Below are 18,485 nucleotides of genomic sequence, written 5' to 3'. Positions count from 1 at the left end.
GAAATATCCCTAAAGCGGGTCTATCAAGCGAAGCGAGGTGCCATGAAGACGTATCAGTTGTTCATTGACGGCCAATGGGTAGACGCCCTCTCGGGTGAAACCTTCGATGATTACAACCCCTACGACGGGGAGGTCTACGCCAAGGTGGCCAAGGCGGGGGTGGAGGACGCGGACCGCGCCATGACCGCGGCCTTTGAGGCCCGCCAGGGATGGGCGGCCACTCCGGCCATCGACCGGGCTAAGATCCTTAACAAGGCGGCCCAGATCCTGGAAGCAAGCATGCAGGAGTTCGCGGATGTCCTCATTCAGGAGGGCGGCGGCTCGGTAGGCAAAGCTATGTTCGAGATATCCCAGACCGTGGACCTGATCGAGACCGCGGCGGCCGACGGCAAACGCATCATGGGCGAGGTCTACCACTACGACCCCACCAAGATCTCCATGACCATGCGGCGTCCCCGGGGCACGGTGCTGGCCATCAGCCCCTGGAACTTCCCCCTGGTGCTGTCCATGTACAAGGTGGCCTACGGCCTGGCCACGGGCAACACCGTGGTGCTCAAGCCCGCCTCCGAGTCGCCGGTGCTCGGCCTGAAGATCGGCGAGCTCTTCGAGAAGGCCGGCCTTCCCGCCGGCGCTCTCAACGTGCTCACCGGCCCGGGCGCGGTGTTGGGCGATGCCCTCATCGACAACCCCTACTGCTCCTTCGTGGCCATCACCGGCGAGACGGTGACCGGCCGCCACGTGGCCCAGCGGGCCGCGGCCCAGCTCAAGCCCTACAGCCTGGAGCTGGGCGGCAAGAACCCGCTGATCGTCCTGGGCGACGCGGATATAGAGTACGCGGTCAAGTCGGCCGCCTTCAGCGCCTTCTTGCATCAAGGCGAAATCTGCATGTCCACCGACCGCATCATCGTGGAGCGCTCCATCCTGGAGCCCTTCACCCAGAACCTGGCCGGGCTCACCGCCCATCTGCCGGTGGGCGACCCCAGCCTGCCCACCACCTTCATCGGGCCGGTGATCAGCGACAAGCAGGTGGAGAAGATCGACAGCCACGTGAAGGACGCGGTGGCCAAGGGCGCCAAGCTGCTGGCCGGCGGCAGCCATGAGGGCCGCCTCTACCAGCCCACCCTGCTGGCCGACGTCACCCCGGACATGAAGATCTACTACGAGGAGACCTTCGGCCCGGTGGCCTCGATCATCGCCGTGGACAGCGCCGAGGAGGCCCTGGCCGTGGCCAACGACACCACCTATGGCCTCAGCGCCGGGGTCATCACCAAGGACCTGGAAAAGGCCATCTACCTTGGCGAGAACCTGGAAGCGGGCATGGTCCACATCAACGATGGCTCGGTGGACGCCGACGCCTGCTGCCCCTTCGGCGGCTGCAAGGGCAGCGGCCACGGCCGCGAGGGCGGCCAGTACTCCGTGGAGGAGATGACCGAGCTCAAGTGGCTCACCATCCAGAAGACCAAGCGGCAGCTGCCTTTCTAGGCGGCCGCCCGGAGGGGAGCGGCCGGCAGGGGGGCAACCCCCACCGCCTCCCCCTACGACATCAAATTTGACAACGGAGGTGCTCAATGCCGCAAAAAGAAGGCGAAACCGATTACAAATATGAAGATTACGCGGCCGATATGGCCTTTCACCGCATCCCCAACACCGACGAGATGGTCGGCCAGAGCCTGAAGATCACTCTGGACAACGGGGTTGCCTATGACCTGGAGTTCACCGCCAAGAACGAGGTGAAGTGGAGCAACGGCGAGGCCGGCGGCACCGACTGGTGCGAGGTGATGGAGGTGGCTCCCAGCACCTACTTCGTGGACCTTACCTTCGCCGACAACGAGAGAAAGTGCGTCACTTTCTTCGTGAACACCCAGACCCGCCAGGCCCTGTGCGTGGACACCCTAATGCGCGAGGGCGAGATCAACAACGAGCCGCGCGCGGTGCAGGAGTTCACCCCCGGCGTGCTGGGCGACCCCTCGGTGCCCCCCACCGGCTTCAAGCCGGGCCCCACCCGCGATCTGATCGGCCTCAAGGCCTACTACGTCTACAACCCCAACCAGATCTTCGAGCACAACTACATCAACGAGAAGCGCTTCTGCTGGCAGTGCCTGGTGGGGCCCCTCAAGGGCGAGGCGGACGTGGAGCTGGTTACCACCTACAAGTTCGACATCAACCAGTACGTCTTCTCTTGGCGGGAGTTCGGCCTGCCGGTGTGCACCGTGTTCTTCCACAACTGGGACCAGATGAAGGAGACCGGCAAGTTCTTCGCCATCGGCGAGGACGGCAAGATCGCAAACACCCCGGCCGGCGCCATCATCCGCAAGCTATCGGCGGCCTTCTATACGGACGAGGCGCAGCCCCTGTAGGCCAAGCGCGGTTTTAAGCTCAACGACGGCCGGGGGCCCGCTCCCGGAGCTTCCCGGCCGTCTCATCATTTTCGCGAGGAGGGATAAAGGTGAGCCTGCAAGGAAAAACGGCTCTCATCACCGGCGGCGGCACGGGCATCGGCGCCGCCATAGCCAAGAGGTTTGTGGCCGACGGGGCCAAGGTGTGCATCACCGGCCGCCGCGAGCCGGTTCTGGCCGAGGTGGCCGAAGCCCTGCCCCAAGGCATGGTCAGCACCTGCGCGGGCGACGTGTCCAAGCTGGAGGACGTGCAGCGCATGGTGGAGACCGCCTTCCAGATGGGCGGCCGGCTGGACATCCTGGTCAACAATGCGGGCATCGACCCCGGCGGCACGGTGGTCGACGTGGACATCGAGCAGTGGCGCCAGGTGCTGGAGATCAACCTGTTCGGCTCGTTCCTGGCCATGCGGGCGGCCATCCCCCGCATGATCGAGGGCGGCGGCGGCTCCATCATCAACATGTCCTCCCTGGGCGGGGTGCGCTGCCTGCCGGGTATGAGCGCCTATTGCACCGCCAAGGGCGCGCTCAACATGCTCACCCGCCAGGCGGCCCTAGACTACGGCCGCCAGAAGGTGCGGGTCAACGCGGTGTGCCCCGGCGCGGTGCGCACCGAGATGTTGGAAGGCTCGCTGGCGCCTCTGGGCGAAGTGCTCAATACCGACGTTGACGGCGTTTTCGGAGTCATCGCGTCCAACGTGCCCCTGGGACGGGTGGCCTCGCCGGATGAGATCGCGGGCCTGTGCAGTTACCTGGGCAGCGACGACTCCACGTTCATGACCGGTTCGGTGCTGCTCATCGACGGCGGCTCGCACATCGTGGACGTTTCCGGCGCGGCCCTGACCAGCGCGGGCGTCAACTGGGGGGTCTAGGCACGGCAAATTTTCCGGGCATTCATTAATTGCGGCTTAACAGCTTCTAACTATTTGCAGGAGGGAAAAATGGTCAAGAAGAGCAGGCTGCTGCAAGGGCTAATGGTTTTGGGCGTGGCGATGGCGTTCCTGGTGGGCGCCACCGCCGCCGACTGCGCGCCCAAAAAAGACAAGGACAAAATCGTGATCGGGCAGGCCATCTCCCTGTCCGGCCCCCTGGCGGGTGGAGTGGCCATCTCCGGCGGCAAGATCTACGAGTTGTGGGTCGAGGAGGTGAACAAGAACGGCGGCATCTACGTGGCCGAGTACGGCAAGAAGCTGCCCGTGGAACTCAAGCGCTACGACGACAAGAGCGACATCGGCACCATGAGCAACCTCATCGAGAAGCTCATCGTCGAGGACAAGGTGGACTTCATCTTCCCGCCTTGGGGGACCGCCTGGCTCTTCGCCGCCGCACCCATCTGCAACAAGTACGGCTACATCCTCATCGGCGGCCCGGGCGGCGCGGGCAAGCTCAAGGAGCTCAGCCTCCCTTACTTCTTCCAGGTGCTCAACTTCTCCGAGACCCAGGCCCCGGTGCTGGCCAGCATCTTCAAGGAGGTCGGCGTCAAGTCGGTGGCGGTTATCTACCGGGCCGACCTGCACGGCATTGAGTTCGGCAAGTCCCTTATCCCCGACTTCAAGAAGAAGGGGATCAAGGTCAAGATGAACAAGAGCTATCCCGACGGCATCAAGGACGTGTCCCCCATGCTCAAGGAGGCCAAGTCCCTGGGCGTCGACGCCCTGGTGGTGGCTTGCTATCCCCCGGGCGGCATGCTCTTCACGGCCCAGGCCATGGAGCTGGACATCAACTTCAACGCCTTCTTCCTCACCGTGCTGCCCTTCTCCCCGCCCCTGTTCAAGGGCACCTTCGGCAAGGCCATCGAGGGCGTGATGGGCGGCGGCGCCTGGAACGCCAAGACCTCGCCCGGCGCCAAGGAGCTGGTGGAGAAGTTCAAGGCCAAGTTCGGCGAGGAGCCGGACTACTGGGGCGGCCTGTATTACTGGGCCTCCCTGCAGCACTTCCAAAAGGCCATCGAAAAGGCCGGCACCCTGGACCAGAAGAAGATCCGGGACATCATGGCCACCCAGAAGTTCGAAACGGCCCTGGGGCCCTTCTGGTACGACAAGGACCGCTTCTTCGTGAACCACCCCGGCGAGATCGGCCAGTGGCAGAAGGACGTGTTCGAGGTGATCGACCCGGGCGTCAAGCGCACCGCGCCGCCCGAGTATCCCAAGCCCAACTGGCCCAAGAAGGCCAAGTAGAGGGCCGTACACAACCGTAATCCCAGGCGCGAGGGGGCCTCCCCACGGGCACAAGACCTCTTCCGAGGTCCCCTCGCGCCGCTCTGAACGCTACGCGCCCGGGCGGGCTCTCCCGCCCGGCGCCCGCCCGCGCCGCCCATCTCGGGCGGCGGCATGGGCGGCCTAGTCGCGGTCGATCAAAACCACTACCGGGGCCGAGACATCATGCTGTTAACCATCCTGGACGTGCTCATAGCCGGACTGCTCCTGGGCGGCATCTACGCCCTCATCGCGGTGGGCCTGAGCATGCAATACGGCGTAGCCAGGGTGCTGAACATCGCCCACGGCGAGTTCATCATGCTTGGCGCATTCATTACCTGGACCGTGTACACCTACCTGGGGATCAACCCCATCGCCTCGCTGCTGATCACCGGTCCCACCATATTCGTCATCGGTTTCATACTTTATCGGACTCTGTTCACCCGCCTCAGGCGCATATCGCCCACGCCCGAAGCCTTCGAGGGCAGCTCCATGCTGGCCTGCTTCGGCCTGTTGTTCATTATTCAAAACGTAGCCATCATCATCTGGGGCGCGGACATGAAGGGTTATTCCTACCTGGCCGTGCCGGTGGATTTCGCGGGGGCCAAGTTCGCGGCCAACCGTCTGGTGACCCTGGGCTTCGCCCTGGTCTTTTGTGTCGCTTTCTATCTGTTCCTGTCGCGCACCCGCATGGGCAAGGCCATCCGGGCCTCGGCCCAGGACTCGGACGCGGCGGGCCTCATGGGCGTGAACATCAAGCAGGTGCTGGCCATCTGCTTCGGCTTCGGCGCCCTGATGGCCGGCCTGGGCGGCACCCTTATCAGCATGTCCTACAACGTCCAGCCCACCATGGGCCTGGAGTACACCATGATCGCGCTCATCGTGATCGTGCTGGGCGGCCTGGGCAGCATAACCGGCAGCCTGGTGGGCGGGCTCATCCTGGGGCTGATCGGCAGCATCGTTACCTACATCGAGCCGGGACTGTCCATGGTGGCCTATTACCTCATCTTCATGTTGCTGCTCTTGGCCCGGCCCACCGGCCTCTTCGGGAAGTAAGACCATGACTAGTGCGCGCTACATTGACGGCAAATCCCTGGTGGTGTGGCTGCTGGTGATGGCGGCCATGGCCCTGGCGCCCCATTACGCCTCGCGCTACGCCATAATCCTGCTTTCCACCATCCTCATGTACGTGGTGCTCTCGGTGAGCTGGGCCATGTTCTCCGGCCCCACCAAGTACATATCCCTGGCCCCGGCGGCTTTCTTCGGAGCGGGCATCTACTCCGCCGCGGTTCTGGGCTCCTCGCTGCCCTTGCTGGTGGTGATCCTCATCGGCGGGGCGGTCAGCTTCTGCCTGGCGGTTTTGGTGGGGGCGCTTACCCTGCGCCTGCGGGGCATTTACTTCGTGATGTTCACCTTCGGGCTGGTGGAGCTGTTGATGCACTTCCTGCTCTGGTTCGAGCTGAACATCAACGACACCACCGGCCGGGTGGTGCCCTCCATCGACAACTCCACGGTGTATTACCTGATGCTCGCGGTCTTCAGCCTGCTGATGGTCACGGTCTATGCCCTGCAAGGCTCCAAGTTCGGCATGGCTCTCAAGGGCGTGGGCGAAAACGAGGAGGCCGCCGCCCACATCGGCGTCAACGTCACGGTGCTCAAGATCACGGTCTTCGGGCTTAGCGCCTTTTTCATGGGCCTGGCCGGGGCGATAATGGCCACCAAATGGACCTACATCGACCCCAAGATCGCCTTCAACCCGGTGGTCTCCTTCATGCCGGTGCTCATGGCTATCTTCGGTGGGCTGGGGCGTCCTTACGGCCCCATCATCGGCGCGGCCATCTTCAGCTACCTCGGCGAGTTCCTCATCACCAAGTTCCCCTACTACTACATGCTCATCTTCGGGGTCATCCTGGTGGTGGCCATCCTCTACATGCCCGGCGGGCTGGTGGGCATGGCCCAGGACATCCGCAAGTATTTCTTAAGGAGGCAGCATGCCGATTCTTGAGTGCCACGAGGTAAGCAAGCATTTCGGCGGCCTGGCCGCCCTTACCAACGTCTCTTTTCAGGTGGAGCAGGGCGAGGTGCTGGGCCTTATCGGCCCCAATGGCGCGGGGAAAACCACCCTGTTCAACGTGATCTCCGCTGCTTTTCCCGCCAAGTCGGGGCAGGTGCATTTCAAGGGCAAGAACGTCACCAGCCTCAAGCCCTACAAGATCTGCCGCATGGGCATGGCCCGCACCTTCCAGTCGGTCAAGATATTCCGCGACCTCTCGGTGCTGCAGAACGTGGTGCTGGGCTGCTACTTCGGCAAGAAGTGTAAGGTGACCCGCGACGCCGCGGCCGATCACGCCTCCGAGCTTCTGGATTTCGTGGGCTTGGGCGAGATGGCCGACACCCCGGCCGAGAGCCTGACCCTGGCCAACCAAAAGCGCCTGGAGGTTGCCCGGGCCCTGGCCACCAAGCCGGAGTTGCTGCTCCTGGACGAGGTCATGGAGGGCCTGAACCACACCGAGGTGGATCAGGCCATGGAGCTGGTGACCAACATCCAGAAACGCGGGGTCACGGTGATCATGATCGAGCACGTGATGAAGGCGATCATGAACGTGTGCGAGCGCATCGTGGTCTTGCACTACGGCCAGAAGATCGCCGAGGGCACGCCCACCGAAGTGGCCGGCGACGAAAACGTGATCAAGGTCTATCTGGGGGAGTGAGGCCATGCTGGAGGTAAAGAACATCAACGCCTTTTACGGCAAGACCCAGGCCTTGTACGACGTGTCGCTTACGGTCAACGAGGGCGAGATCGTGGCCCTGATCGGCTCCAACGGCGCGGGTAAGACCACCACCCTCAACGCCATCTCCGGCCTGCTGCGCCCCGCCTCGGGCAGCGTGGAGTTCATGGGCTCCAGGCTCACCGGCCTCAAGACCTTTTCCATCGTGGAGCGGGGCATCTCCCACATCCCCGAGGGCCGCCGGCCCTTCCCGGACATGTCGGTGCGCGAGAACCTGGAGATGGGAGCCTACCTGCCGAGGGTCTGGAAAAATAAAAACCAGGCCCTGGACCAGATTTTCGAGACCTTCCCGGTGCTCCATAAGAAACAAAACTACCTGGCCCGCACCCTGAGCGGCGGAGAGCAGCAGATGTTGGTCATGGGCCGGGGCATGATGTCCAACCCCAAGCTGTGCATGATCGACGAGCCCTCCTCCGGACTGGCGCCCATCCTCATCGCCGAGATCTTCCGCATCGTGAAATCCCTGCGCGACCAGGGCATGACCATCCTGCTCATCGAGCAGAACGTGCGCCACAGCCTGGAGATCGCCGATCGAGGCTATGTCATCGAGAACGGCCGGATGATCCTGAAAGGCAAGGGCCAGGATCTGTTGGGCGACGAAACCATCAAAAAGGCTTACCTGGGGCTTTAGGAAAGACCTGGGGATCACCGGCAGCAGGAGCTCGCGACAACTATGAACCTGGCACGCAATCTGGAACGTTCCGCCCGTCTCTATCCCGACAACATCGCCATGATTCAAGGCGACCGGCAGGTGAGCTACGCCGAACTCGACGCCTGGGCTTCGCGCATAGCCGGCGGCCTGGCCGCCCTGGGCCTGAAGCCCGGCGACCTCATCGCCTTGTGCGCGCCCAACTCGGCCGAGTGGCTGGCCTTCTACTTCGGCGCGCTAAAGCTGGGCGGGGTGGCGGTCACCCTGGCGGTGCAGCTCACCGACCGCGAGCTGGAGCTGCTGCTCACCCACGCCAAGCCCCGGGCCCTGTTTTGCGCCTCCGAGCGCGCCGCCTTCGTGGATCAGGTGCGCGGCGATGCCGGCCTGGAGTTCGTCATCGGCCCCGACGACCAGCTTCCCTTGAGCAAGCTGGAAGCAATGGGCGCGCCGTTGAAAGCCGTGGAGCGCGACCGCGAGGACACCGCCTGCGTGCTTTACACCGGCGGCACCACCGGCATCCCCAAGGGCGTGGAGCTCAGCCACGAGAACATCAACACGGCCATCAACCAGGTGGCCCACATGGAGCGCTCCACGGACACGGACCGGGCCATCTGCTTTTTGCCCTTCAACCACGTGTTCGGCCAGATGCACATCATGAACGCCACGGTGATGACCGGCGGCGGCCTGGTGCTGCTGCCCAAGTTCGACCTGGATCAGGTGCTCGCCGCCATCAACCAACACGCGGTGACCAAGCTCTACGCGGTGCCCACGGTGTACGTGCGCCTGTTGCAGCTCGAGGACCTCAAGGCCAAGCTGGGGCAGGTGCGCTACTGCTTCAGCGCGGCCGCCTCCATGGCCCGCGAGGTGGTGCGCCGCTGGCAGGAGCTCACCGGCCTGGCCATCCACGAGGCCTACGGCATGACCGAGACCGCCTCCATGGTCACCTACAATCATTTCAGCCGCCACGTGGTGGGCTCGGTGGGCCAGGCAGCCGGCGCCACCGAGGTCAGCATCCGCGACTCCCAGGGCACCCCTCTGCCCCAAGGCCAGGAGGGCGAGATCTGCATTCGGGGGCGGGGGGTGATGAAGGGTTACCTGGGCCTGCCCCAGGCCACGGCCGAGGCCTTCCATGGCCCTTGGCTGCGCTCGGGCGACGTGGGCTATCTGGATGAGGACGACTATCTGTTCATCGTGGACCGGCTCAAGGACCTGATCATCACCGGCGGGGAGAACGTGTACCCCCGCGAGGTGGAGGAGGTCCTGGTGGAGTATCCCGAGGTGGCCGAGTGCTCGGTGATCGGCCTGCCCGACGCGGAGTACGGCGAGCGGGTGACGGCGGTGTGCGTGCCCGCCCCTGGCCGAAGCATAGAGCCCGAGGCCCTGCGCGCCGCGCTCAAGGCCAAGCTCAGCAGCTTCAAGGTCCCCAAGGAGATTCTCGTCAGGGACGACCTACCCAAAAGCCCTTCGGGCAAGATACTCAAGCGCGAGATCAAAAAGCAGCTCATCCCCTGAGCCCAAAACAGGTCCGGTTTACACATTGTGGAAATTCTGCGCGGTTGGGCCCGGTGCCTTTTAGCACCGATAACCAACCCAATTCGCCCTTCCTTAAAGCCATCCCAATCATCCCGGAAAAGCCCGCTAAGAGCCGGGATTTGCACCGATTTGGCCAATCAAAGACAACGGCCAATGAGATTTATACTTTCGGATAATAGACATAGAAGCCGAAACTATAACATCATTAATGTGCATACTGGCTACTGGCCCGCAAAGGGATGCCGCCGGATAAGGTTATTATTGCAGGCCTCAAATTAAGGATGCTGTACAAAATGCCACTCAAGCCAAGGAAACAAAAAGCCGCCAATATGTAAATGCAACTCCGGATAAATGCGCTGCTAAATTATTAACGCGGAGCAATAATGAAAGAGATACAGCGAAAACAGGCAGGGTTAAAAACGGTTGGATAAAGCTATTCTAAGCCACGATAAGGCTGGATTATAAATATAAGCATAATGCTCTAAATGGTATTGCTTTAAACGCAAGGGAAGGGAGATTAAGGGAATGATTAAAAAGACGATGCGAGGCGTCATCGGGTTCCTGATCCTGATGCTGGCCCTGGCGGTGCAGCCGGCCCTGGCCGGGGAGGCCAAGATCCTGAAGATCGGCGCGGTGGATTCCCTCACCGGCTGGATGGCGGCGGGCGAGCAGCCCACCAACGACGGGGCCAAACTGGCCGCCGCTTGGATCAACGACAATGGCGGCATCAAGGTCAAGGGGGTCAACTACAAGATCGAGCTGATCAGCGAGGACTCCAAAAGCACTCCCCAGGGCATGGCCGCCGCGGTGACCAAGCTGGTGGAGAAGGAGGGCGTCAAGTTCATCATCGGCGGTGTGAACCCGGTCCAGAACACCGCGGCCAGCTCCATCACCGAGCCGGCCGGCGTGTTGCGCCTGTCCAATTACACTTGCGCCACCCCCGAGGAATCAGGCCCCCAGTTCCCCCTGACCTTCTTCATGAACAGCAACGTGCAGGGCGCGCGGGCCATGCTGACCTACCTGAAGAAGAACTATCCCAACGTCAAGACCCTCGCCCTGTCCCACCCCGGCGACGGTGGCGGCGAGAACCGCCGCAAGCACCTGGAGCCCATCGCCAATGAGCTGGGGATGACCATCGTGTTCAGCGGCGAATGGCCCGGCACCACCGTGGACTTCACCCCCTTCGTGCGCAAGGCTCTGCAGACCAAGCCCGACGCTTTTGTGTTCACCGATGCCTGGGCATATCACGTGGGCTCCCAGCTCAAGGCTCTCAGGGCCCTGGGCTTCAAGGGCCCGGCCGTGTCCACCGACTCGGAGATCGTGGCCGAGGTGCTGGAAGTCTCCGGCCCCAAGATCACCGAGGGCTATGCCGCCGCCTCCTGGGACATGAACAGCCCGGAGATGAAGCCGGTGTTCAAAAAGGACTTCCTGGCCTACGCCAAGAAGGCCGGCAAGAACAACGCCTGGATGGCCTGGGGCTGGAACACCCTTTGGGTGCTGACCCAAGCCATAGAAAAGTCGCAAAGCCTCGATCCCACGGTAGTGGCCAAGTATCTGCGCAACGACGCCAAGGACCTCCAGACCTTGTTCGGCACGGCCATCGTATCCGGCCAGAAGACCCTGGGAGCCAAAGCGGCCATCTGCGCGCCCCAGGCCATCTTCGTGGCCAAGGACGGCAAGCCGGCCTTCGTGGAGTGGGTCACGGCCGAGACGCCGTAAGCTTCGCGCCACTAACGCCCCTGTATATCAACCCCGCCCACGGGCGCCCTCTTGATGGGGGCGCCCCGGCGGGAACCAAGAGGAAACAAGCGTGGCTATCGAGATTATCGGGCATGTGGTCAACGTGCTCATGCTTTCATCGATCTACATACTGGTAGCTCTGGGTTTCGCTCTGGTCTTCAGCATCATGCGCATCATGAACTTCGCCCACGGCGCCATCTACATGATCGGCGGGTTCGTGTGCTACAGCTTCTGGGTGCCCATGGGCCTGGGCCCTTGGCTCTCCCTATTGGCCACCATGGTGGTCATCGGCGGGTTCGGGCTGTTTTTGGAGAGGGTTTGTTTTCGCCCCTTCCGCAAGGACTTTGAAAAGGCCACCATCATGGCCATCGCCCTGGTGATCATCCTCAAGACCGGGGCGGACCTGACCGTGGGCGCGCACAGCAAAAGCATGCCTCCCATCATCGCCGGCGGCCTGGGCCTGGGCGGCTTTACCCTGAGCTTCGACCGCATCACCGTGGCCCTGATCGCCAGCGCCCTGCTTATCGGCATGATGCTCTTCATAAAAAAGACCCGGGTGGGCCAGGCCATGCTGGCCATCGCTCAAGACCCGGACGGGGCCTCCTTGATGGGCATCAACACCGACCGCATCTCCGCCCTGGTCTGCGCCATGGGATGCGCCCTGGCCGGGCTGGCCGGCGGCTTGGTGGGCTCGGTGCTGGTTTTGCACGTGTGCATAGCCGACACCATGCTGGTCAAGATCATCGCGGTGATCATCATAGCGGGCATCGGCAGCATCGGCGGCATTTGGGCCGGCGGGCTGGCCATGGGCATTCTGGACACCCTGGGGCCTTATTTCCTGCCCAACGTGGTCTCGGACCCCCTTAGCCTGGCTTTGGTAGTGATGATCCTGGTAATCCGGCCGCAGGGCCTCTTCGGACAGGAGGCTTAGCAAAAATTGGCAGCCAAGCCTCAAATCAAGACGTGGAGCGTGGCCGCCCTGCTGGCCTTGCTCCTGGCCGGCCCCTTGCTGGTGGGCAACTACTACCAGCACCTGGCCCTGCTTACCTTCATCTACATCATCCTGACCAGCAGCCTGCGCACCATCTACATCTCCGGTCAGCTCTCCCTGGGCCATGCCTCCTTCATGGCCATCGGAGCCTATGTGTCGGCCATCCTCGCCAAGAACCTGGCCATGAGCCCTTGGCTGTGCATCCCCTTGGGCGGCCTGGCCGCCGCCCTGGTGGGGGCGGGAATCGGCTTCCCCTTTTCCCGGCTCAGGGCCATCTATTTTTCCATGGCCAGCCTGTTTTTCGGGATCATGGTCACCAGCTCAGTGGGCTTGGCCCCCAAGCTCACCGGCAGCTACACCGGCCTGTTCGGCATCCCCAAGTTGTTCGGCTACAGCAAGGCGCCCTACTATTACTTCTTCCTGCTGTTGATGCTGGCCTGCCTGTGGGTCATGCACCGGGTGGAGTGCTCCCGCCTGGGGCTGACCTTCAAGTGCGTGGCCCAGGCCCACCGGGCCGCCTCCAGCCGTGGGGTCAACGAAGCAGGCATGCGCATACTGGCCATCTGCCTGGGCTCCTTTTTCGCGGGGGTGGCCGGAGCTGGCTATGCCCACTACGCCGGGTTCGTCGCGCCGGACACCTTCGGGGTGATGCCCAGCATCCTGCTGATCGTCTATCTGTTGGCCGGGGGCAAGAGCAGCTTCGCCGGGCCCATCGTGGGCACGGCCATCCTCTATCTGATCCCCTACGTCATGGGCGGCTTCGAGGGCTACGCGCCATTTTTCCAGGCAGCGGCCCTCATCGCCGTGGTGTTCTTCATCCCCCAAGGCATGATCAGCCTGCCCGGCCAGGTGCGAACCTGGCTGCGCGAGCGCGGCCAATAGCGGAAAAGGGCCCCCAATGCTGCTGCAAACCAAGGGACTGACCAAAAACTTCGGCGGGCTGGCCGCGGTGGGCGACGTTGACCTGGGCATCGAGGCCGGTCAGACCGTGGGGCTCATCGGGCCCAACGGGGCGGGCAAGACCACCCTGGTCAGCCTCATCAACGGCTTCCTGCGCCCCAGCCGGGGTTCCATCATCTTCGACGGGGTGGACATAACCCGCAAGAAGCCCCACGTAAGGGCCCGCATGGGCATGGGGAGCACTTTTCAGATAACCCCCATTTTTGGCGAGCTGACCACCTTTGACAATATCGTGGCTTCCTATTACCTCTCCGCCGACCGCAGCCTGTGGGGCTCGCTCCTGCACACGCCCCGCTACCGCGCCAAGGAAGAAGAGATTCGCCATCTGGCCGAGGAAAACATGGCCTTCGTGGGTCTGGACAAGGTGCGCGACGAGCTGGCCAAGAACCTGCCCCACGGCCACCAAAAGGTGCTGGACCTGGCCGCGGCCCTGGCCATCAAGCCCAAGCTGCTGCTCTTGGATGAGCCCATCGGCGGCATGAGCCGCGAGGAGGCCGAGCTGGCCCTCAACGCCATCAGGAAAGTGAATCAGCAGGGCACCGCCATCTTGTTGGTGGAGCACAACGTATCCATTGTCATGGATATCTGCCGGCACATCGTGGTTATCAACTACGGCCGCAAGATCGCCGAGGGCGTGCCCGAGGAGGTGAGGGCCAACCCGGAGGTCATGCGCGCCTACTTTGGTGGGGAATATGCTGCTTAGAGCCGAGAACATCACGGTGCGCTACGCCAAGGCCACGGCGGTGGACAACGTGTCCATCGAGGTGGCCGAAGGCTCGCGGGTGGCCTTTATCGGCAGCAACGGCGCGGGCAAGACCACCATCCTGCGCGCCCTGTCCGGCATGCACCCCATCAGCGCGGGGAAGATCTGGTTCCAGGGGCGGCGCATAGACGGCTTGAAGATCCACGACATCGTAAAGCAGGGGCTCATCCAGGTGCCCGAGGGCCGGCGGCTGTTCCCGGATCTCACGGTGCAGTCCAACCTGCGCCTGGGCGCCTACCCCCGCAAGGACAAGCGGGCCATAGACCGCGACGTGGAGCAAATGTTCGAGCAGTTCCCCCGCCTGCAAGAGAGGCGCAACCAAAAGGCGGGCACCATGAGCGGCGGCGAACAGCAGATGCTGGCCATCGCCCGAGCCATCATGGGCCGCCCCAAGCTGCTGCTGCTGGACGAGCCCTCCCTGGGCCTGGCCCCCCTGATCGTGGAGGAGCTGGCCCCGGTGATCAAGAACATCAACCGCACTCTGGGGGCTGGCATCATCCTGGTGGAGCAGAACGTGCCCCTGGCCCTCAAGATCGCCCAGCAGGGCTACGTGCTGCATCTGGGCAAGGTGATTCAGCAAGGCCCCATGGACGAACTCAAAGACAGCGAGGCGGTGCGAAGGGCCTACCTGGGCGGCTAAAGCAATCAAGCGCTTTGCGGCCTGCTCCCCCTTAAGCCGGCCTTAGCTGGAGCCTCCTCGCTTGTCTACGCTCTAGCAAAATTTGCTCGCTTAGCAAGGTGTCCGGCAAAACTGGGCAGGATCGGTCCCAGCAGGTCCCTCTAAATCGGCAAGGTCACCAGCTTCTGCTCAATGGCCGCTTTCATGGCCTGGGCGCGGCTGCGCACCCCCAGCTTGGCGTATATGTTCTTCAGGTGGGTTTTGACGGTGTCCAAGGAAAGGTTGCTGTTGTTGGCGATTTCCTTGTTGCTTGCCCCGGCGAACACCTCCAGCAGTATCTGCAGCTCCCGTGGAGTCAAGCGGGGATGCCTGGAGGGGGCCGTTTCGCCGTCCGCCTGGGCTGTGAAATGGCCCAAGGCCTTGCGGGTCACCATGGGGTCCAGATAGGCTCCCCCCTCCATGACGGTTTTGATGATGCGGGCCAGGTCTCCCTTTTTTACGTTCTTGAGAACGTAGCCATCGGCCTTGACGTTGACCGCCTCGTGGACGAACTCCTCATCCTCATAATTGGTCAGCAGCACCACTTTGACCTTGGGATGGCTTTGCTTGATAAGGCGGCAGCCCTCCAGGCCCGATAGCCCCGGCATCTTCAGGTCCATCAGCACCAGATCCGGGGCGCAGCGCTCGACTTGCGCAAGCGCGTCCAGGGCGCTGTTGGATTCCTCCACCACGCAAATCTCCGGCTCCAGCTCCAGGAGCGCTTTCAGTCCCTCGCGTACGATGCCGTGGTCGTCGACTACCAGAACTCTAATTGGGCCCATTGCGCTTTTCTCCAGCCAAAGGCAGCATGACCTTCACCGTGGTTCCGTCTCCGGGGGATGATCTAAGGAGCAGCTGCCCGCCCAGATTCTCGGCTCTTTCCCGGATGAGCATCAACCCCAAGCCTTGGGTGCGCTGGCGGGGCTCGAACCCTTTGCCGTCGTCCTCGATGGTCATCTCCAGCCTGCCATCCGGCGGCAACTCCAGCTTGGCCCAAACGTGACTGGCCGCGGCGTGCTTTCTTATGTTGTGCAACGACTCTTGCAGTATGCGGAAGATGGCGATGCTCGCGCCGGGAGCCAGCTCGAGGTGCGGCGGCGAAATGAACTCTATCTCCACCCCGCTGTTCTCTTCAAAGGCATTGGCTATTTTTTTCAGCGCGGCCACCAGGCCGAGGTTGTCCAGGATGGTGGGGCGCAGATCGCTGACGATATGGCGGGAATGGTGCAGCGCCTCGTTCACGTTGTCGACCAGGCGGTTCAGTTCCTCTTCCAGGCGCCGCGGCTGCTTCTCCAGCAACTCCTGGCACAGGATCAGCTTGAACCCGATGCCGCTGAGGGCCTGGGTGATTACATCGTGAATGTCCGCCGCGATGCGCTTGCGTTCCTTCTCCTGAATGTCAAACAGGATGCCGGTCAAGTTGGACAGGTATTCCCGCTTTTCCGCCAGCTCCGAAACCATGCCGCAGTTGACCAGCACCGAACCGGCGAAGTAGACCAGTTGGGACAACAGATTCTTGTCGAAGCGTTCAAAGGGGAAGAGCCTCCCTTGATCGTGGAGCAACAGAAAGACCTTTCCCTGCCTGGGGCGGCTGGCCAAGGGAAGGCATATGTACAAAAAATCTTTCTGGTCCGGCTGGTCACCGAAAGGCTGAATCTCCCCCTCCGGAGTCTGGGCCATGGGCTCGTTGCTCTTGCGGGCCAGCTCCAGTATCTCCCGGGCGGGATGCTTCTCGGATAGCGAGCCGAGAGCTTTGGAAACCCGGGGACCCGTAAATAATTCGGAGCCCCCCGGCTCCCTGATCAGCCGGGCCTTGAGATGGAAGATGTTCTCCACCCCGTCTAACAGCGGATTCCAGAGCATCTCGTCTTCCAGGACGGGGACCACGTCGCCGGCAAAGGCTTGCAGGTCATGCAATTGCCTGCGCCGTTCATCTATGATTTCGTCGCGGGTGATTAGGTAGGAGCGGCTCAGCAGATAATATGAATGGTCTAGAATGCTGTGCAGGTAAAACACCTCGTCCATTGAAATGCGCCGGTCATCCTCCCCGGCCCGCGCATTGTGCTGGCTTATGAAATCCTGGACAACGTTTTTAAAGGTAATGGCGAAGCTGAGGACGGCCTCCAAGGGGTAGCCTTCAATGGCCCTTTTGTAGCCGATCATTTGCTGGTCCTTGATGAAGTATTCCAGGTCTCCACTCAAGGCCATCAAAAAGGCGTCAACGTACCGCTCCGTGCGTTCGCGGCCCTTGGGGTCGAACAAAATCATGGAGTAGTAATCCGAAGGCAGAAACTTTTCCAGCCGCCGCCGCAGCTCTTGTAAAAGCTTTTCTCTATTCCCGCTCAGAAGGGTGCTCAGAACGAGCTGCTCTCTGGCCACCGGTACGTCGACCAGAGTGCGATGGGAAATCTCCCGGGGGTCGTATTTGGTGTGTGGCAATTTGCTGAAGGTCCATATTCGGCCGCGGGCCGCCGCATTCCCGAAAGTGGAGCCCCCCGTGGGGCGGAGCAAGAAGATGCCGGGAAGTTTGGCCCACCAGGATAACGCGTTAGCCAACGCATGGAAAAAACCTTGCAACCCTCGGGGCGGCCTGCCGGTTATCCGAGCCGGCCCGGCAGGATTCCAAGCTAGCACAATCCAATTTTGGATGCATCACCCATACAGGTTAAGGCTTTTCACCCTTTTGGGTGATTTACCTCTTTAAGCGCCAAGTTGTACAAGACTTAAGGCGTATGCCATGGCGCACCCTCCGGCTTGCCCGGCCCGGCCGTGCAAGGAGTGTATGGGGCGCGGGCGCGCTTGCCGGCCGCGAGATTTGCAGCCAGTTTTTGGGCTTTACGCCCCGGGGTAACAGGCGGCGCGGCGGCGCGCGCCGAACGGCCAGATGATTTGACCGGGTGATTTTTCTTCCACAAAGGAGGTTCGGGCAATGGAGGAGCACACTATTACGGGTGGTGGGGGCACCAAGCTCCATGTCAGGGAAACCGGCAACAAGCAGGGACGGCCCCTTCTGTTTATTCATGGGCTTTCCCAGTGCGGCCTTTGCTGGAAGAAGCAAATGGAGTCCGACCTGGCGGACGATTTCCGCCTGGTCGCCATTGACGCCCGAGGCCACGGCCTGTCCGAAAAGCCCCAGGACGCCTACGGCGACACCCAGCTCTGGGCGGATGACGTCAACGGCGTCATCACCCAGCTGGGGCTCGACCAGCCGGTGTTGATCGGCTGGTCCTACGCCGGCTTGATAATCAGCGATTATCTTCGCCACTACGGCGACAAGGACATCGCCGGGATCAACTTCATCGGAGCCATCTCCAAGATAGGCGATTCGATCTATCCCTTCCTCTCGCCGGAGTTCATCGCCATGGCGGGAGGTCTCTTTTCCGACGTCGCGGCGGAAAGCACCGACGCGCTGGGCCAGCTCATACGGTTGTGGTTCTATCGGGAGCTCCCCCTGGAAGAGTTCTACTTCTTCCTGGGATACAACAGCGTGGTCCCTCCCTACGTGCGGGGCGGGGCCTTTGGCCGCAGCCAGGACAACGACGACGTGCTGGCCAAGCTCTCCAAGCCGGCTTTGATCAGCCAAGGGGAGGCCGACGCGCTGGTCTTGATGTCCATGGCCGAGCATCACGACAAGGTGATCGAAAAGGCGCGGCTCGCGGCCGTGCCCGAGGCCGGCCACGCTCCATTCTGGGAGACCCCGGAGCGCTACAACGCCGACCTGCGCTCCTTTGTCGGCTCCATCTAGATACCGGGGGCATGGCCGCATGACGGCCGTGCCCCTCATTTCTCATGCCGGAGATAGGGGCGCGGCAAC

At 62.4% G+C, this 18,485-nt stretch carries 17 protein-coding genes; 15 read left to right on the top strand and 2 right to left on the bottom strand.

Annotated elements, in window-relative coordinates; translation table 11 throughout:
- Positions 1-42 precede the first annotated feature (42 nt).
- The 14 genes from KQH53_13940 to KQH53_13875 all read left to right on the top strand — a co-directional run bounded on the left by KQH53_13940 (position 43) and on the right by KQH53_13875 (position 14,653).
- Positions 43-1,482, top strand: coding sequence for an aldehyde dehydrogenase family protein (locus KQH53_13940; protein ID MCB2227776.1), 1,440 nt, complete (start codon positions 43-45; stop codon positions 1,480-1,482).
- A gap of 86 nt (positions 1,483-1,568) precedes the next feature.
- Entirely contained in the window at positions 1,569-2,357 is a 789-nt protein-coding gene (locus KQH53_13935) for a molybdenum cofactor biosynthesis F family protein (protein MCB2227775.1), read from the top strand.
- An 89-nt stretch (positions 2,358-2,446) separates the two neighbouring features.
- Positions 2,447-3,265, top strand: coding sequence for an SDR family oxidoreductase (locus KQH53_13930; protein ID MCB2227774.1), 819 nt, complete (start codon positions 2,447-2,449; stop codon positions 3,263-3,265).
- Positions 3,266-3,334: 69 nt separating this feature from the next.
- Positions 3,335-4,570, top strand: a complete 1,236-nt coding sequence (locus KQH53_13925; protein ID MCB2227773.1) for an amino acid ABC transporter substrate-binding protein — start codon at positions 3,335-3,337, stop codon at positions 4,568-4,570.
- 204 nt (positions 4,571-4,774) lie between these two features.
- A complete protein-coding gene (locus tag KQH53_13920) occupies positions 4,775-5,644 on the top strand; it encodes a branched-chain amino acid ABC transporter permease (protein MCB2227772.1) in 870 nt (289 codons plus the stop codon).
- Positions 5,645-5,648: 4 nt separating this feature from the next.
- A complete protein-coding gene (locus KQH53_13915; GenBank protein MCB2227771.1) occupies positions 5,649-6,593 on the top strand; it encodes a branched-chain amino acid ABC transporter permease in 945 nt (314 codons plus the stop codon).
- Positions 6,580-7,299: an ABC transporter ATP-binding protein gene (locus KQH53_13910; protein ID MCB2227770.1), complete on the top strand. Its 720-nt coding sequence runs from the start codon at positions 6,580-6,582 to the stop codon at positions 7,297-7,299. The genes KQH53_13915 and KQH53_13910 overlap by 14 nt, the downstream gene beginning before the upstream one ends.
- 4 nt (positions 7,300-7,303) lie before the next feature.
- Positions 7,304-8,008 (top strand): ABC transporter ATP-binding protein, encoded by a 705-nt coding sequence (locus KQH53_13905; protein ID MCB2227769.1) that lies wholly within the window; start codon positions 7,304-7,306, stop codon positions 8,006-8,008.
- A 42-nt stretch (positions 8,009-8,050) separates the two neighbouring features.
- On the top strand, positions 8,051-9,538 hold the full coding sequence (locus KQH53_13900) for an AMP-binding protein (protein ID MCB2227768.1): 1,488 nt from the start codon (positions 8,051-8,053) through the stop codon (positions 9,536-9,538).
- A gap of 546 nt (positions 9,539-10,084) precedes the next feature.
- Positions 10,085-11,278, top strand: a complete 1,194-nt coding sequence (locus tag KQH53_13895; GenBank protein MCB2227767.1) for an ABC transporter substrate-binding protein — start codon at positions 10,085-10,087, stop codon at positions 11,276-11,278.
- A 91-nt stretch (positions 11,279-11,369) separates the two neighbouring features.
- Entirely contained in the window at positions 11,370-12,230 is an 861-nt protein-coding gene (locus KQH53_13890; protein MCB2227766.1) for a branched-chain amino acid ABC transporter permease, read from the top strand.
- A 6-nt stretch (positions 12,231-12,236) separates the two neighbouring features.
- The gene (locus KQH53_13885) at positions 12,237-13,172 is read left to right on the top strand and encodes a branched-chain amino acid ABC transporter permease (protein ID MCB2227765.1); all 936 of its coding nucleotides are present in this window, start codon (positions 12,237-12,239) and stop codon (positions 13,170-13,172) included.
- A 16-nt stretch (positions 13,173-13,188) separates the two neighbouring features.
- Positions 13,189-13,953 (top strand): ABC transporter ATP-binding protein, encoded by a 765-nt coding sequence (locus KQH53_13880; GenBank protein MCB2227764.1) that lies wholly within the window; start codon positions 13,189-13,191, stop codon positions 13,951-13,953.
- The gene (locus KQH53_13875) at positions 13,943-14,653 is read left to right on the top strand and encodes an ABC transporter ATP-binding protein (protein ID MCB2227763.1); all 711 of its coding nucleotides are present in this window, start codon (positions 13,943-13,945) and stop codon (positions 14,651-14,653) included. Before KQH53_13880 ends, KQH53_13875 begins: the two co-directional genes overlap by 11 nt.
- Before the next feature lie 140 nt (positions 14,654-14,793).
- Here the strand turns inward: KQH53_13875 and KQH53_13870 are convergent, their stop codons facing one another.
- The gene (locus KQH53_13870) at positions 14,794-15,453 is read right to left on the bottom strand and encodes a response regulator transcription factor (protein ID MCB2227762.1); all 660 of its coding nucleotides are present in this window, start codon (positions 15,451-15,453) and stop codon (positions 14,794-14,796) included.
- On the bottom strand, positions 15,440-17,110 hold the full coding sequence (locus KQH53_13865) for a sensor histidine kinase (protein ID MCB2227761.1): 1,671 nt from the start codon (positions 17,108-17,110) through the stop codon (positions 15,440-15,442). The genes KQH53_13870 and KQH53_13865 overlap by 14 nt, the downstream gene beginning before the upstream one ends.
- A gap of 490 nt (positions 17,111-17,600) precedes the next feature.
- Here KQH53_13865 and KQH53_13860 point away from each other — a divergent pair, with 490 nt between their 5' ends.
- Positions 17,601-18,416, top strand: a complete 816-nt coding sequence (locus tag KQH53_13860) for an alpha/beta hydrolase (protein MCB2227760.1) — start codon at positions 17,601-17,603, stop codon at positions 18,414-18,416.
- Positions 18,417-18,485: the final 69 nt, after the last annotated feature.

The organism is Desulfarculaceae bacterium (genome assembly GCA_020444545.1).
Lineage (GTDB): Bacteria > Desulfobacterota > Desulfarculia > Desulfarculales > Desulfarculaceae > Desulfoferula.
This window is presented reverse-complemented; position numbering and strand designations above follow the sequence as displayed.